Source organism: Parasphingopyxis algicola, assembly GCF_013378075.1.
Taxonomy (GTDB): domain Bacteria; phylum Pseudomonadota; class Alphaproteobacteria; order Sphingomonadales; family Sphingomonadaceae; genus Parasphingopyxis; species Parasphingopyxis algicola.
Window position 1 is genome coordinate 1,032,219 of record NZ_CP051131.1, and the last position, 14,743, is coordinate 1,046,961.

The 14,743-nt window shown below is 56.0% G+C and carries 12 protein-coding genes and 2 pseudogenes; 2 read left to right on the forward strand and 12 right to left on the reverse strand.

Annotated features, from left to right (window positions below):
• Positions 1-132 precede the first annotated feature (132 nt).
• Positions 133-881 (forward strand): annotated as a pseudogene (locus HFP57_RS05150) (IS5 family transposase).
• Between the two features lie 72 nt (positions 882-953).
• Here HFP57_RS05150 and HFP57_RS05155 read toward each other — a convergent pair.
• From HFP57_RS05155 to HFP57_RS05200, 10 genes are all read right to left on the reverse strand, one after another.
• A complete protein-coding gene (locus HFP57_RS05155; RefSeq protein WP_176868779.1) occupies positions 954-1,427 on the reverse strand; it encodes a hypothetical protein in 474 nt (157 codons plus the stop codon).
• Between the two features lie 13 nt (positions 1,428-1,440).
• Complete coding sequence (locus tag HFP57_RS05160) at positions 1,441-2,529, reverse strand: RHS repeat-associated core domain-containing protein (RefSeq protein WP_176868780.1); 1,089 nt, start codon at positions 2,527-2,529, stop codon at positions 1,441-1,443.
• 69 nt (positions 2,530-2,598) lie between these two features.
• Positions 2,599-2,943, reverse strand: a complete 345-nt coding sequence (locus HFP57_RS05165; RefSeq protein WP_176868781.1) for a hypothetical protein — start codon at positions 2,941-2,943, stop codon at positions 2,599-2,601.
• On the reverse strand, positions 2,943-4,217 hold the full coding sequence (locus HFP57_RS05170; protein ID WP_176868782.1) for an RHS repeat-associated core domain-containing protein: 1,275 nt from the start codon (positions 4,215-4,217) through the stop codon (positions 2,943-2,945). The genes HFP57_RS05165 and HFP57_RS05170 overlap by 1 nt, the downstream gene beginning before the upstream one ends.
• A 52-nt stretch (positions 4,218-4,269) precedes the next feature.
• A complete protein-coding gene (locus HFP57_RS05175) occupies positions 4,270-4,818 on the reverse strand; it encodes a hypothetical protein (protein ID WP_176868783.1) in 549 nt (182 codons plus the stop codon).
• A 3-nt stretch (positions 4,819-4,821) separates the two neighbouring features.
• The gene (locus tag HFP57_RS05180) at positions 4,822-9,306 is read right to left on the reverse strand and encodes an RHS repeat domain-containing protein (protein ID WP_218135073.1); all 4,485 of its coding nucleotides are present in this window, start codon (positions 9,304-9,306) and stop codon (positions 4,822-4,824) included.
• A 67-nt stretch (positions 9,307-9,373) separates the two neighbouring features.
• On the reverse strand, positions 9,374-9,667 hold the full coding sequence (locus HFP57_RS05185; protein ID WP_176868785.1) for an RHS repeat domain-containing protein: 294 nt from the start codon (positions 9,665-9,667) through the stop codon (positions 9,374-9,376).
• Positions 9,668-9,700: 33 nt separating this feature from the next.
• Positions 9,701-10,033 (reverse strand): hypothetical protein, encoded by a 333-nt coding sequence (locus HFP57_RS05190; RefSeq protein WP_176868786.1) that lies wholly within the window; start codon positions 10,031-10,033, stop codon positions 9,701-9,703.
• 48 nt (positions 10,034-10,081) lie between these two features.
• Entirely contained in the window at positions 10,082-10,414 is a 333-nt protein-coding gene (locus tag HFP57_RS05195) for a hypothetical protein (protein ID WP_176868787.1), read from the reverse strand.
• Positions 10,415-11,910: 1,496 nt separating this feature from the next.
• The gene (locus HFP57_RS05200) at positions 11,911-12,144 is read right to left on the reverse strand and encodes a hypothetical protein (RefSeq protein WP_218135074.1); all 234 of its coding nucleotides are present in this window, start codon (positions 12,142-12,144) and stop codon (positions 11,911-11,913) included.
• Between the two features lie 164 nt (positions 12,145-12,308).
• Here HFP57_RS05200 and HFP57_RS05205 point away from each other — a divergent pair, with 164 nt between their 5' ends.
• Positions 12,309-12,698 (forward strand): hypothetical protein, encoded by a 390-nt coding sequence (locus HFP57_RS05205; protein ID WP_176868789.1) that lies wholly within the window; start codon positions 12,309-12,311, stop codon positions 12,696-12,698.
• A 351-nt stretch (positions 12,699-13,049) separates the two neighbouring features.
• Here the strand turns inward: HFP57_RS05205 and HFP57_RS05210 are convergent, their stop codons facing one another.
• The gene (locus HFP57_RS05210) at positions 13,050-13,508 is read right to left on the reverse strand and encodes a hypothetical protein (RefSeq protein WP_176868790.1); all 459 of its coding nucleotides are present in this window, start codon (positions 13,506-13,508) and stop codon (positions 13,050-13,052) included.
• A 328-nt stretch (positions 13,509-13,836) separates the two neighbouring features.
• Positions 13,837-14,603, reverse strand: a pseudogene (locus HFP57_RS18250) (IS5 family transposase).
• Positions 14,604-14,743 lie beyond the last annotated feature (140 nt).

The following is a 14,743-nucleotide window of genomic DNA, read 5'->3' on the forward strand; positions in this document are numbered from 1 at the left end:
TCGTATACCGGTTGAGGCCGTTAGCGGCCTAGGTATAACTGACTACTGACTGGATTAGGGTCCGGACCCATAAACGGGATTCCCAAGGCGGCTGTAATGTGATTCACGCTTCCAAACGATGGGAGCGATGGAATGAGCGAGTTCTGGTTGAGCGAGGAGCAGTTCGAGCGGCTTAGACCACTGCTGCCTGACAAGGTGCGCGGTGTGCCGCGGGTCGATGACCGACGGGTGATCAGCGGCATCATCCATGTGCTGAAGTCGGGCGGACGCTGGGCCGATGCGCCGGCCTGCTACGGCCCGAGAAAGACGCTCTACAACCGCTTCGTGCGCTGGGCGGCCAAGGGGTATCTGGCAGGAGCTGTTCGTCGCCCTGGCCTCGGCTGACGGGCCGCCTGCCGAGATATTGATCGACAGCACCTACATGAAGGCGCACCGCTGTGCGGCCTACGAAAAAGGGCGTCCTTCCAGGCGATCGGCATCAGCCGCGGCGGGCAAAACAGCAAGCTCCACGCGGTCACCGACGGCGAAGGTAGGACGCTCCGCTTCCTGCTGACCGGCGGCAACGTTCACGACTGTCGTGCGGCCGATGCGCTGCTGAGAGGCCTTGTGCCGGGCACCCTGGTGCTGGCCGACAAAGCCTATGACAGCAACGCCATCCGTACCCTCATCGAGGATCAGGGCGCCATGCCCAGAATCCCGTCAAAACGAACGGGTGCTGGAAAAGTTGCTTCTCGCAGACACTCTAAAAAGGCCGCAATGCCATCGAACGCATGTTCTGCCGGTTCAAGGACTGGCACCGCATCGCTACCCGATATGACAAGCTAGCCGCCAACTTCCTCGGCGCAATATGCCTCGCCGCAGCCGTCACATGGCGGCTCTAATGAGTCCAGACTCTAATTGGCTTCTAGCGGCAGCGATCTTGATGGTTATCTCATTTTCAACAGTGAAACTTTCTATTTTTCGATGAAGTTATCAATCTCAATAAGTAATTTTTTTGCAAAACTCTTTGTTTCTGGATCGAACGAAGTCTTGTTCATATAAATAAATTTTCGAAATATTTCCCTGAATTTCGGCCATATTTTCTTTTTTAGATAAGCATAATTTATAGATATAGGATGACCGTTAAAAAATAACCCATCTATTTCTATTGAATCTATTTCTATTGAATCTATTTTTCTTTGAACTCTAACATCATTCCCATTTAGATCAAGAGAAATGTCAGAAATATCATCTTTTCTCCTATTCCACTTTATTGCTGCAAAAATTATTTCGATCATATCAAAGTTTGATTGAAAGCTGCGGTTGTTTCTTTGATACTCGACCAAAGCAAACGGTAAGGTTGCTTCGTGCCAGCCCTTTCCGAAGCTGAATATTTTGTTTTTCTCATATGAGATTGTGCAGCTTATATTCAATTCATCGATGTCCATGCCCAGTGCCCATTTACTCTCCGGTGGATACCGGATGAACGGAAATAACGACATGAATATCGAGTGGCGTTGCTCCCTGATTGTCGCTGCTTGAACGTAACTCAATTTCCGGGAGTAGCTCAGCGACTTGGCGCTCAGCGCCTGCTCTGAGCGAGGGGGAAACGATGTCTTGTAGTCGTGATGTGATGACCCGGACGGTTGTTTCACCCTCTGACCCGGCCGTGTAGCCCAAGAAATTCGTCACGAGATTGCCTCTTTGAGACTCGAATCTGGTGCGATCGCCTTGCACAATGAAACTCCCTTGATCAAAGGCCTCTGAGACCACCTCTCCAGCCAGTCTCCTAAGAGAACTAGGTGTTTGTCGCACACGGAATTGTGGGACGCCAGGGTTGCTGAAACCGCTTGGATCATTGTGTCTGCGCAAGATGTGTCGAACGCGCTCGTCTGGCACTACTACCACTCGCCGACCGGGGACTCGATTCGATCTCGTGGTGCGCCCGGTGGGGTCAATGAAGTTAACGGGATCATTCCCGACATAGGCATAGAGGTTGAGGTTATCCTCATAGCCGATCGGGTCGGTCTGCATGAACCGGCCGAGCTCGGGCGCATACATGCGGTTGCGGTTGTAGGATAGCCCGATATCGGGGAGCCAGGCCTGGCCGGTATAGCCGAACCGGCCGATATTGTTCGGGTCGCCCACCCCCCAGCTATCATAGCGGTTCGCGCCTATCAGATCGCCGTCATGATCGCTGGTGGCAACGATCGAGCCCAGCCGGTCGGCCAACAGGAAGCGGCGGGTGGTGTTGGAGACGCCCGACCCGTCATACCAGACCAGCGGCTCGCTCAGCCCCGGCCCATGGACATAGCGATCCTGCAGTACGCCCGAGCCGTTATACTCGCCCGCGATCACGCCGCCGTCATGCAGGAACCGCCGGTCGCCGCCCGGCCCGCCCGATATCCGGTAGAGCCGGCCCAGCGGATCATATTCGAGCGCAACGCCCGACGCCGAGGTCAGCCGGTTCTCATCGTCATAACCGTATGTCGTGCTGCCGTCCGAGGTGAGATTGCCATTCGCGTCATAGGTGACGCTCTGTCCGCCCACGCTCGTATATTGGTTGAGGCCGTTGGCCGTGTAGCTGCCCGTGCTATCTTCATATCCGTCTATGCCATTTTACCCCGCATGTGGATTTGGATCATAACGAAATATGATACGAGCTAGTTCGTCCTTATCGAGGTTATGGGTTTCGATGTCCAAGCCGAGATGCTCAATATGATTGAGAAGAACATTCCGCAATCCCTCAAATCGATTTTCGTTCGACTCAAATTCTAATGTACCGTTCTTCTGATCGTACGCTAACTTCAATCTTAATCCACTCAACTCATAGATAAGGATACAATCGTCTTCGATATCATATATTTCTAATGCACGAAGAGCATTTTCTCTGCTCTCATAAATGCAAATATCTCCCGCAACGTTCTCGTCGTTCGAGTCATTAATGATGATGAAGTCGCTCATTAAAACCTGTCCCAAAAGCTTTTGTCTGGGGAACGTGTTTCCCAGGGTCGATGTCGGCCTATGCCTTGACCCGGGGGAGCAGGATTTCCCGGTCTTCTATGGTAGTGCGGCCACCTACCAATCGGATGGCCTGCGCGATTTCCAAAAAAAGCGATCCTGAGATTATTACCGATCCGAATCTCTTTTCCTGCTATAGCAAAAGGTGCGAGTGCGAAAGTTGCTGCTGCCACCCCTTGCTGCATATCAATTCGCGCAAATTCTTCTGCAGTTAGATTTCCGCATTCATAATCAGCTGTGAGCTGTCCGTAGGAAGCCCGAACGGGATCGACCGAGCCAGCAAAAGGATTCGCGCAGCCACCCGAAGAACTTCGCTGCGCCGCTGGCAAACCCGGTTCCTCGGGCGGTTCTATAGGATCAGCCAGTGTCCATTGGTCGTAACGATTGTCGCGGCTGCCACGGTTGGAGAACCCGCCGCCTCCGCTACCACTGCCGCTTCCTAGGACGCCGCCGGTAACAACGATCCTGCAGTCTCTGAGGTCGGTGAAACCCGATGGGCATTCCAGCCTGAGCCCCAACGGATCCACAAAATTCACCGGATCATTCCCGACATAGGCATAGAGGTTCATATTGTCAGTGTAGCCGATCGGATCGGTCTGCATGAACCGGCCGAGTGCGGGGGCGTACATGCGGTTACGGTTGTAGGCGAGGCCGACATCGCCGAGCCAGGCCTGGCCGGTATAGCCGAACCGGCCGATATTGTTCGGGTCGCCCACCCCCCAGCTATCATAGCGGTTCGCGCCTATCAGATCGCCGTCATGATCGCTGGTGGCAACGATCGAGCCCAGCCGGTCGGCCAACAGGAAGCGGCGGGTGGTGTTGGAGACGCCCGACCCGTCATACCAGACCAGCGGCTCGCTCAGCCCCGGCCCATGGACATAGCGATCCTGCAGTACGCCCGAGCCGTTATACTCGCCCGCGATCACGCCGCCGTCATGCAGGAACCGCCGGTCGCCGCCCGGCCCGCCCGATATCCGGTAGAGCCGGCCCAGCGGATCATATTCGAGCGCAACGCCCGACGCCGAGGTCAGCCGGTTCTCATCGTCATAACCGTATGTCGTGCTGCCGTCCGAGGTGAGATTGCCATTCGCGTCATAGGTGACGCTCTGTCCGCCCACGCTCGTATATTGGTTGAGGCCGTTCGCCGCATAGGCCGTCGTGCCGTTCTGATAGCCAGTGTAGCGGTACAGACTGTTCGAACGCGTCCGCGTCGTCACCTGCCCGGCCGGGTTGTAGGCGAAGCCCAGAGTCAGATCGTTGGCGGTGGCGCTATGGCCACTCGATAAAATCGAACGGTGGTCTGGCCGAACCTTCCTCGAGCTTTTCTAAGGCATGCGGCAGTACCGCATATTTATGAACCCCACCCTTTAATCTTCTCTCCACTCTCATGGCCTTTACGAAGCGATCGAAAAATTCTTTGACTTCATCAGGAGCGGCATAAACAGTATCGTCTTTCGGAGAGTACCATTTCACGTCTCGAGAAATACTACCGCTCCCCAAATATTTTTTTTCCTTATCTTTACGCTCACCGCTGCAGTAAATAGAAATATTGACATGATTTATAGATGGTTTTTGGAAGTATTTTCCTTTATAGTAACCATCTTCAATAAGATTGAATTCTTTATTACCGAATATCCAACTATTTTTATAAAAAAGAAATACGCCTCTTCCGAAACTTTTGAAATCTTCATTACGTAGCAAAATGGGCTCAGGCACATCATTCGGCCCATCATATTGTATTATAAGCCCCATTTCATTCGCAATGGTGAGCAATTCAGGAACATCCTCAGTGGCATGAATAATAAATAGTTCACGCAATTGTTATCTCCGGAGCGGCGGCAGAGGACGCGTCTGACACTCGATACCGCACGCCTCATACTCTTCAACCCGCCGCCGATGATAAGTGCTGTTTGGTCTCCGTTCCGACTCCACGACGAGTCTTGTACGACCGTTTCTATCAATCACCTGATTGTCCGGTCGTCGATTGACGCTCGGATGACCTTGAACGCGACGTTCTGTAAGAACACGTTCACCCGGTCCCGCCTGCCTTTGCGCTTGTCTAAATCCCGGTCCTGATACATCAGCTTGATGATCGGGAGCCCCGCGAGATCCATGAGGATTTGGAGGACGCCGGGTGGCTCTAATGGCAGTCGTGCGCGATGCGGCTGACGTTCTCGATCCCGTCACAATCGCTCGGCCGAACCTGAAAACTCTACCAACTAAAAACTCGGGAGCTACGATGAGCGACGCCCCCACGCCCATAGCGGTCAAACGACTAATAGCGCGATCAAATACAGCGCCTTCCATTTCCGCCGTGGTCAACCCTGCCAGAGAACGGTCAAACGCTATCTCTTCCTGTCGACATGTCTCGCACAAACCGCTTGGATCTGCCGAGTTCATTGGATCATTCCCAACGTACGCATACAGATTGAGATTATCCTCATAGCCGATCGGGTCGGTCTGCAGGAACCGGCCGAGCGCGGGCGCGTATATCCGGGCGCGGTAGTAATAGAGCCCGATATCGCCGAGCCAGGCCTGGCCGGTATAGCCGAACCGGCCGATATTGCCCGGATCGCTCACGCCCCAGGCGTCATAGCGGTTGGGCCGGATCAGGTCGCCATCATGATCGCTCGTCGCGACGATCGAGCCCTGGTGGTCGGCGCCGAGGAACCGGCGCGTACCGCTGGAGACGGTGGCGCCGTTGTACCAGGCCAAGGGCTCGTCCACCCCCGCGCCATGGATATAGCGCGCCAGCATCGTGCCCGACGCGTTATATTCAGCCACCAGCGCATCGCCGTCATGCAGGAACCGCCGGTCGCCCTCCGCGCCGCCCGAGATCCGGTACAGCCGGCCCAGCGGATCGTAGCTCAGGCTCACCCCGCCCGCCGTGATCAGCCGGTTCTCGACATCGTAGCTGTATGTCGTCGACCCGTCCGAGGTCAGGTTGCCATTCGCGTCATGGGTGAAGGCTTGGCCGGCGACGCTCGTATACTGGTTGAGGCCGTTCGCCGCATAGGCCGTCGTGCCGTTCTGATAGCCGGTGTAGCGGTACAGACTGTTCGAACGCGTCCGCGTCGTCACCTGCCCGGCCGGGTTGTATGCGAAACCCAGAGTCAGGTCGTTCCCGGCGCCGTTCAGGTTCTGAACTAGGCTCGAGAGGCGGTTGGCGCTGTTATAGGCGTAGCTGGTATCGGGCCCGGCGCCGCTGCTGTCGCCTATGCGCTGCCCCAGATCGTTATAGCTGAGATCGGCGATGATCGTTCCGCTCGTGCTGCTTTCGCGGATCCGGTCGAGCCGGTAGAGCGGATCATAGCTGTAATGGAATTGCTGCCCGCCGGGATGGGTGATCCGTGTCCGGTTGCCGGCAAGGTCATAGGCGTAGGTCAGGGTGCGCGTCGTGCCGCCGGTCGAATTGGCGCTCGACGTCATCCGGCCGAGCTGATCATAGGTGTTCACAACGCCCAAGCCGCTCACCGAGCCGAAGCGGGCCTCGAGCATCTGGCCCTGCAATTCATATCCATAATGGACGTCGGCCGAGGTCCCGCCCGGGATATTCTTCAGCGTCATCCGGTTCATGGCATCGTAGCTGTAGGCGATCGTCTGGCCGTCGCGCCGGCGCTGCGCCGTGCGGTTGCCGTTCGCGTCATAAGTGTAGTTCTCATAATCCGAGACGTTGACGGCGCCCGGCGTGGTGCTCGACGGGAAGGTCCAGCGAGTGAGTCGGTCATGCCCGTCATAGGTGAACTGGCTGCGGTTGCCGTTGGCATCGGTGACCGACAGGCGATTGCCGTTCAGATCATAGGTATAGGCCGCATAGGTGATCTGATCGCTCGTCAGATAGGCGCGCTGTATCGAGGTGACCTGACCGACGGCGTCGTAATTGGTGCGGGCGATCCGGTCGGGGCCCTGAGTACCCGGGGTGCCGAGCGCGCAAGCGGAGGCGGGCAGCGAGCCGCCGGTTATCGCGCCGTTGCTCGAAACGGACGGGAAGATGGCCGCATTCATCCGTACCGCGCTGCATATCGGCCGGCTCAGCACATCATAGCTGGTCTGGACGACGGAATAGGTTCCGCCGCTCGCCGCCGATGCGACGAGCACCGGGCGGCCCATCGTGTCATATCGCGTGGCTGTCCTGTTCAGGCTGACAAAGGTCGAAAGGCCCGTATCGGTGGGCGTGTTCACCGTCCCCGTATCTTCGAGGATCACGCGGCCCATGCTGTCATACACGATGCGGGCGGCGGGCGGCTTGAGCGGCCCGCTTCCATCGGGATCGGCCCCGACCGTGGCGATGAGTTCGCGGTTGTCGTTATAGGCGTAGCGCGTGGTGTCGGCGGTGCCGGGTAGCGGCCCGTCGACCGCGATCAGATTGCCTTGCAGATCGTAGCCGTTGGTAACGGTTGCACTGAGGCTGCCGTTTCCGGCGCGCGTCGTGACGGTTTCGGGAAGGATAAGGTCGGTGTTCGTCGCATAGCCGATATCGGTGAATATGGAGAGATTGCCGGTAGCGCTGCATGTCGATTCACGCCGGCAAGTCGCGCTCGTCGAAAGCACCCTGTGTCCTGCGACCGTGGTGAAGCTGTTGTCCGTGCGCCAGCGTTTTTCCTGACTGACGGACGGGTGTGGGACCGGGGGACGCGTGATGCGGGTGGGTTGGGACGTCGCGGAGTCCTCGTAGCGATATTCATAATCATATGTGGCCGAACCGGTCCCATCGATAAATTGCTGGGGCTGGTTGCAGTTGCGGGCGTACAGGCCTTGGCCGCCCCCGCTGCAGTTCGCGCCGTAGCTGGCGGTTTCGGTAATTGTTGCTCCCGGCCTGGGGCCGGACAATGCGCGGCGCGCGATGATATTGCCGCGGCTGTCATAGTCGAATTCGAGACTGTTGCCTTCGGGGTAGCGAATGCGCGTCAGATAATGGCTGGTAGTATCGTGATCGTAGAAGGTCGTGCGGCCGAGTTCGTCGCGCACCTCGACGACATAGCCCTTGTCCTTGTGTGCCCTGACGACCATCACGCCGCCCAGCGGGTTGGTGCGCGTTATCGTCCGGTAGGTGCTGTTGTCGCTATAGCGATACTGCCAGGTGCCGGCCGGATTGGTGAGAGTGCGCACCCGATGCTGAGCCGTATAGCTGGTGATATTGATCTGGGTGCCATCGGGCCGAACGACCCGCGTCATCTCGCGGTCGTTATTGATTGTGTACCGCCAGATGCGCCCTTCGGGATCGGCGATCACCTGCGTCGTATTGCGGGGGAACAGGAAATGATCGTCAAGATCGCTAGTAGTGTTATTGGGTGTCTCTATCGACAGCGATTGGATGGTAGACCAGCTTCCGGGTGCGGTCGAGCGGCCTCGGAGATTCAAGATAATGTTTGGACTTCCAACCGTTGTGCTCGTTCCTCCGGGGCCCGTTTGCGAAATCCTGTAGGTGGCGTTTCCTGCTGGAGAGGAGAAATCCGAATTGTTGGAATACCCTATTGTTTGAGGCCATGCATTGACTGCGCGATTTTCAAACTCTGTGGCTAGATCCCACTGTGCTATTACGGTCGCGCCGTTCGCAGCAACATTGCCGTAATGCGCAACCCGATAGCCCGGATCTTGGGGCGTCGTTGTGAAGGGGCTTGGTCCAGTGAAATCTATCCTGTCGCCGTTCCGATTAAAATAGACACATCGCTCTATCCAGTTCCTCCCGGACCAGGTATTGCATGTTAAACGACCGCCTCTAACGGGGGCGACCGGCGCAAAATTGCCGCCGAAACCCTTGAACTCCTCCGAGATACCGCCATAGCGTACAATGAAATTCCCGTCGTCCTTGGTGATCGACGGGATCGGGGTGATCCAGCTTTGGCCGACCCACTCCATCGAGAAACTGAGCGCGTGCTCGTCCGTGCCAGCGGACATCGAAGGCCCCTGGATGCGAAAATAACCGTTGATCAGATCGACGCCATTCTCGTCGATATTGTCGAACAGAGGCAATTCAATGGTCGGCCCGACGGTGCGGATGTCGGTCGCAGATGCCTGCACGGCAGACTGGCTCTCGGGTGAGTCAGCTTCATCCGCCGACAATGAGGGAGCATTCGTCCGAAGATCGCCGTTGCCGGGATCGACATCATTTCCATCGATGCTGTCGACGATCGGCCGTTCGGCATCAGGATCAACGGTCATGACGTCCTGGGCGCTGGCAGGCGCCGAAACGCCCGAAGCGATCAGTACCGCAAGGCAAGCCAATCCTGTTTTTCTGATGCGCTGCCGCACCCTGTAAACAGCGGCAACAGCCCTCCGATTAGCGGCGCAATCCGATGGGATCATATGTTTTCTTGTCATGCAGACCTCGATTCTAGATCGTCAAAAGGCGCGCGCGTTGGCCAGTGGTTATTCATGGAATCACGATCGGAAACGGTCGGCCGCCGATAATCACGACGACCAGGCCCGCCGTCCCGGCGGTTTCAGTGCGGCTGATGCGGTTGCCGGCATCGTCATAGGCGATCGTTGCGCTCGCGCTGTCGCTGCGCCGTTGCTCGATCAGACGGCCGAGCGCGTCGTAGCAGTAAATCTCGACGCTGCCCGCGCCGCTGGGTTCGGGGCAGGTCTGCTGACCATGCGCCGGTTTCAGAAGCAGAAGGCCGCTGCATGCAATCGTCACCATGATCGCGATCAATTGTCTGAGCATTTAATACCTCCGATCACTGGGCGTTTGATCTCGTCATCTGTTCTGCATCACATATTGGATGTAACACGTACCGGTTCCCGGTTCCGTTCTGAGCGATATCGGCGCCCCCTGCGCGAAGGCGGTCAACAAAAGTGCGTACCAATCGTCATATTCGGAATCCGATCGCCTCACCCGCAAATAGTTGCCAGGGTCGGTATCGCAGTCGAGCAGCGATTGATCCGCATTGGTTTGCAGATATGTGATCGGACCGTTCACATAAATGCGCGTGAGCAGAATATCGTTGCAATATGTCCCCGTACAATTTGCCAACGCGCTAGCCGGCATAAAAAAGCAAAACAGGGCGGCGATTGAGGCAAAATAGCGCATGGTTCTCTTCTCAATTTTCTAAAAGACGCGGCAGTTCGGACTCGCCATCTATCGATCTTGCAGAACATAGGAGACGGTGCATGGTCCGGTCCCGCTTTCCATTCGGAAGGTCATCGGCGTTCCGGAAACAAAGGCCGTAAGCACCAGTGCGTAGGAGTCATTATATTCGGGATCGGTATTATCCATCGTCAAGTAGAGCCCGGTTCCGGGATCGCAATCCAGCTGAGTCTCATCGCCCGACGTTCTGACAGACGTGGCGGTCGCGCTGACAACAATTCTCTGGACCAGCACATCGTTACAAAACACGCCCGAACAATCGGCCAGTGCTTTGCCGGGCATCAGAATAAAGACCAGGGCGGCGATCAAGGCAGAATAGCGCATATATGTCCTTTCCAAATCCACCGAATACCGACGTTGGCCAGCAACTGAATCCCGGCTTGCGACTCGGTATACCGGTCGATTTCCTATTTTGGAACAAAAAGCGAACATCCCTAATCCGGAAACGCGGAAAGGGCCACCTGCATCGCTGCAAAAGAGCCAGCTGAAACGCCCGGGCACAGGGAAAGATCGATCCGTTTTTTTGGACCATCGCGCGACCTCCCTTCGCCTTTTGCGATGTATCACAATTCGTTACGGCGGCAAAGCGATCACGGTTTCCGCGGGCTGATCGCCTATTGGATGACTATGCAACACTGTTCGCGATGCTCGTCGTGCGTTCAATCTCACCTAAAAGCGTTTCGTCATCGATCGGCCAGCGGCAAGCGCTCAATTAACTCCCCAGGGTTGCTTGGAGCTGGATGGAGCCCGTATCTTACGTGCCATCTTCCAGGAGGACGCCCCATGCAAAAAACTAAATCAGCCAGTTGGTTCGCACGTATGGCGGCACCCGTCAGCGTGATATCGCTTATGATACCGACGGCAACGCAAGCTGGAATCCATTGTCGAGGTCCAATAAGCGATATCACTTATACTCAACCTACCGGTGATCTCAGAGTTAATTGGGGATTCGGCCGCATCATTTTGTGCTCGCTGAATGGCAACATGACATACGGCGGGGCCACGTATACGCCGATAGATTGTCAGCGCCTACACGCGACTATGCTGACCGCAGCTGGCACAGGCGACGATGTTCAATTCTATTTCCCTGGCGCATATTCGAACTGCACCCAAGTACTTGTTGACACTCAACAGCCGCTTTCCCGTTGGACGAACATGTATTTATTGCCGGTGCCCTAGGGAACGCCGGAGGGAAAAATCCCTTTCGGCTGAAAGGAGGAGATCGCTATGATCGCGAAATGGAAGCGCCATGCATTTGTTTGGCTTATTATCTTGATCATGACATTCCACTCCACGGCGAGTGCGGCCGTGTTTTGCCGGGGACAAGTTGGTTTCATCAGAGATGACATGCCCGACATTCTTCTAAGTTGGCTTACGGGGCAGGCAATACATAGACTCTAGTCCAACCCTGAGAAGGGAACGCATTGTCCGCCAAGACGCTGCTGCAGCTGGACACGCTGCCCGGAAAATAGATCATGAAATCATTTCCCGATCCCAATGCCGTCAACCCCATGGCATAAACGTCTCGACAAAATTCCGGCGCATAGGTTCTACCACCATAGCTCATGCTGGTATTGAGCGAACATAACTTAATGTTCCCAAATCCCCAGCTCATTATCAAGGTATCGGGCAGATCCTGTCTCACGAAGTTCACAGGGCCACGACAATATACGCCGGCTTGGGCCACCGCCGAGAACAGAAACATACTACCCAGCAGAGCCGCTACGGCTCGTGCGCAGAAATGCCGCACTGACTTTCGAGGCGTGTTTGTATCCATGTCAGACTGCCTTTCTCGTACGGTTGGCGGCCGTCGCCGCAAATTAGAAAATGACCACCACGACCTTCCCGCCCGTTACCGGGATGACCCGCAATTCCTGGCTGAGCCCCGGCGCGGCGACGGATTCGTAGCGGACCCGGTTTCCCACATCGTCATACTGGATTTCGATCTCCGCACTGCTACGCGTGCTGCTCGACACGTCCGTTTCGATCAGCCGGCCCAGCGCATCATAGGTATAGGTAGTGGTTTCCTGCGCGCTTGCCGGGAAGCCGGTCATCACGATCAGGGCCCCTACTCGTCCGCAAAGTGCCCATTGTACCTGCATTGCTTCCTCCCTCCTCAACTTGGCGGGTGAGCGTTGCGATAAGTATTCGTGTCCGCGCTATTGCCTGGCATCGTAGTCTTATGGCATCATATCCACGTTCTGGAAAGAGGTTGACCGTGACAATTACCCTTTTTATTGCGTTGGCTGCTTCGATCTCGCCGGTTGCCGCTGCGGACACCCCGGCCCAATATGGGCAGTCATCGGAAAGACCGGAAACGGCGCTGGCCACGCAGCAGTCCGCTTCCACCACGCCCGATGGCCTGCCGACGGCTGTCGAGCGCTCGACCCAGCGTTCGGGTGTGATGCCAGGCGATACGATCGAACGCTCGACCCGGGGTTTCGCAGAACCGTCCGGCGATCGAACGGAGCGATCGACACGGCGGACGTCGTTCCCGGCCGGCGATACGGTCGAACGATCCACGGCGCACTCCGTTGGGGTTGAACCGGGCGACCGGATCGAACGCGCCCCACCCCGGCGCGGTGAGGACCGCGAGCCACCGGCCTGATCGCAAGAATAGCGACTGGAAACCACCGAGCCGCTCGTGCCGCACTATCTGTTTGGCACTGGTTGACAAGCGCCGGAGGTGGCAGGGCTGTTGTCATGGCCCGAAGCTGTAGCCATATGGCGTCACCAACCCACCCGTACGCTGCTCACCACCCGGTTTAGCGCGTCCTAGCCTTAGCTGGCGATCGTGACCCCGCCCTCCTATACCGAAGTCAGCCGGTTCAGGCTGTCATAGGCATAGGCCTGCGTCCCGTCCCCGGTCAGGTTGCCGCGGCCGTCATAGGTCGGCGTGATTGCGCTTTTGGCCGATGCGGTTGCGAAAAACAGCTAGGCTGAGGAGACTAGCGCACCATCATTGCAATCCCTTTTTTAAAACTCTCTGCAGAAAAGAACGGGCTACAATATAAGAAGACAAAGCCATTATTAGATAGGATATCAAAAAAGAAATAGATATTTGTGAAAATTCAAATTTTTGCTCTATTGATAATTGGGCCAATATTATAAATGCGAATATAGCAAATATTGTAAAGTAATAGCTTGAACTAAGTGAAAAATTGTATTCTATCGAATCATTTTTAATAGACAATCTGCCATTCGATATATACGTAAAAGGATGATAGTTTCTAAATAGCCACGGCCATTTCATTCTTTCGAAATCTACTTTTGTGCTGAATATATTTCGTTGAGTTGTAACATGAAAAGCATCCAAAAAATCTTCTGCAAAATCTCGCGGTGCCTCTATGCTACCTTCGATTTGAACTGTTCCTGACCTCCAACCAAACAGGTTATCAGAAATATTATTAATGCTCATTCTGATAAGTCCCCTGGGCATTGGAGCGTAAGAATATAAGTTTGTGTAGCTTGCGCTGATGCAAGCCCGCCAAGACCTGGCCCTATGGAAATTGAATCAGGAAATGCGTCCCCATTTGCAAAACTTACCGTCAGCGATACAAAGAGAAGTGATGCAGAGTATGTGGCAGCCCTGCCGGTAAATGTTTCTATGTTTGTAGATGTTCCTAGCTCCGCAGAGACGCCAACATCGAAACCCCCTCCAGCTCCTCTGAATTGGTCTGCGGCACCAATCACACCATAGACGCCTCTGGCACCGCCGGTAGTTTCAAATTGGCCTGTTCCGAGAACTAGGCTTCGTGGACAAAGGGTATCCATAGTTTAATTGAGACGAGCGCGACGAAGCCGAGGTAGGATTCCTTGGTTTTGTCGTAGCGGGTCGCGATGCGACGCCAGTTCTTGAGTTTGTTGAACAGGCGCTCGATCAGGTTGCGCCACTTGTATTTTGCGCGATCGTGCTGCGCGGGATTGCGCCGGTTGGCCTTGGCGGGGATCACTGCCTCGACGCCTGCAGCGGCAATCTCACCGCGGATGGCGTCGGCATCATAGCCGCGGTCGGCGAGAAAGGCTTCGATCCGATCGCCGATTATCCGGAACAGCGGCGCAAAGCCTTGTACGTCATGCGCCTGGCCCGGTGTCAGCACGAAGCCGAGTGGGAGGCCTCTCGCATCGCACCGCGCGTGGAGCTTGGTGGTGAAGCCGCCTCGCGATCGGCCAAGCGCCTCGGTTTGCTGAGTCCCCTTTTTATGCCGACGGCACAATGATGTGCCCGGACTACCGTGCTATCGATCATGTCGGCGGCGCTATCGCGGCCAGCCAGTTCGGCCAGCGTCTCGAGCATGGCATCGAACACACCGGTCGTGACCCATCTTCGATAGCGCCGGAAAACGCTGTTCCACTTGCCATACTCATCGGGGAGATGTCGCCATTGCGCGCCCGTCCGGGCGATCCACATCATGCCCTCGAAGTAACGGCGGTTATCCTGCGCAGGTCGGCAGCTGCGTCCCCGCTCCGGAGGCAGCAACGGCCCTATCAACGCCCATTCTTCATCCAACACCCCGATCCGCTCGCCCAATGCCGCCTCCAAAAGGCAGCCTTGAATCGAAGGACGAGTCTCAGGTCAAGCTTTGTCCACGAAGCCTAGGCCTGCTCCAATTATTAGGGTCCCAGTCACTCCACCGTAAAACACTCTACCAC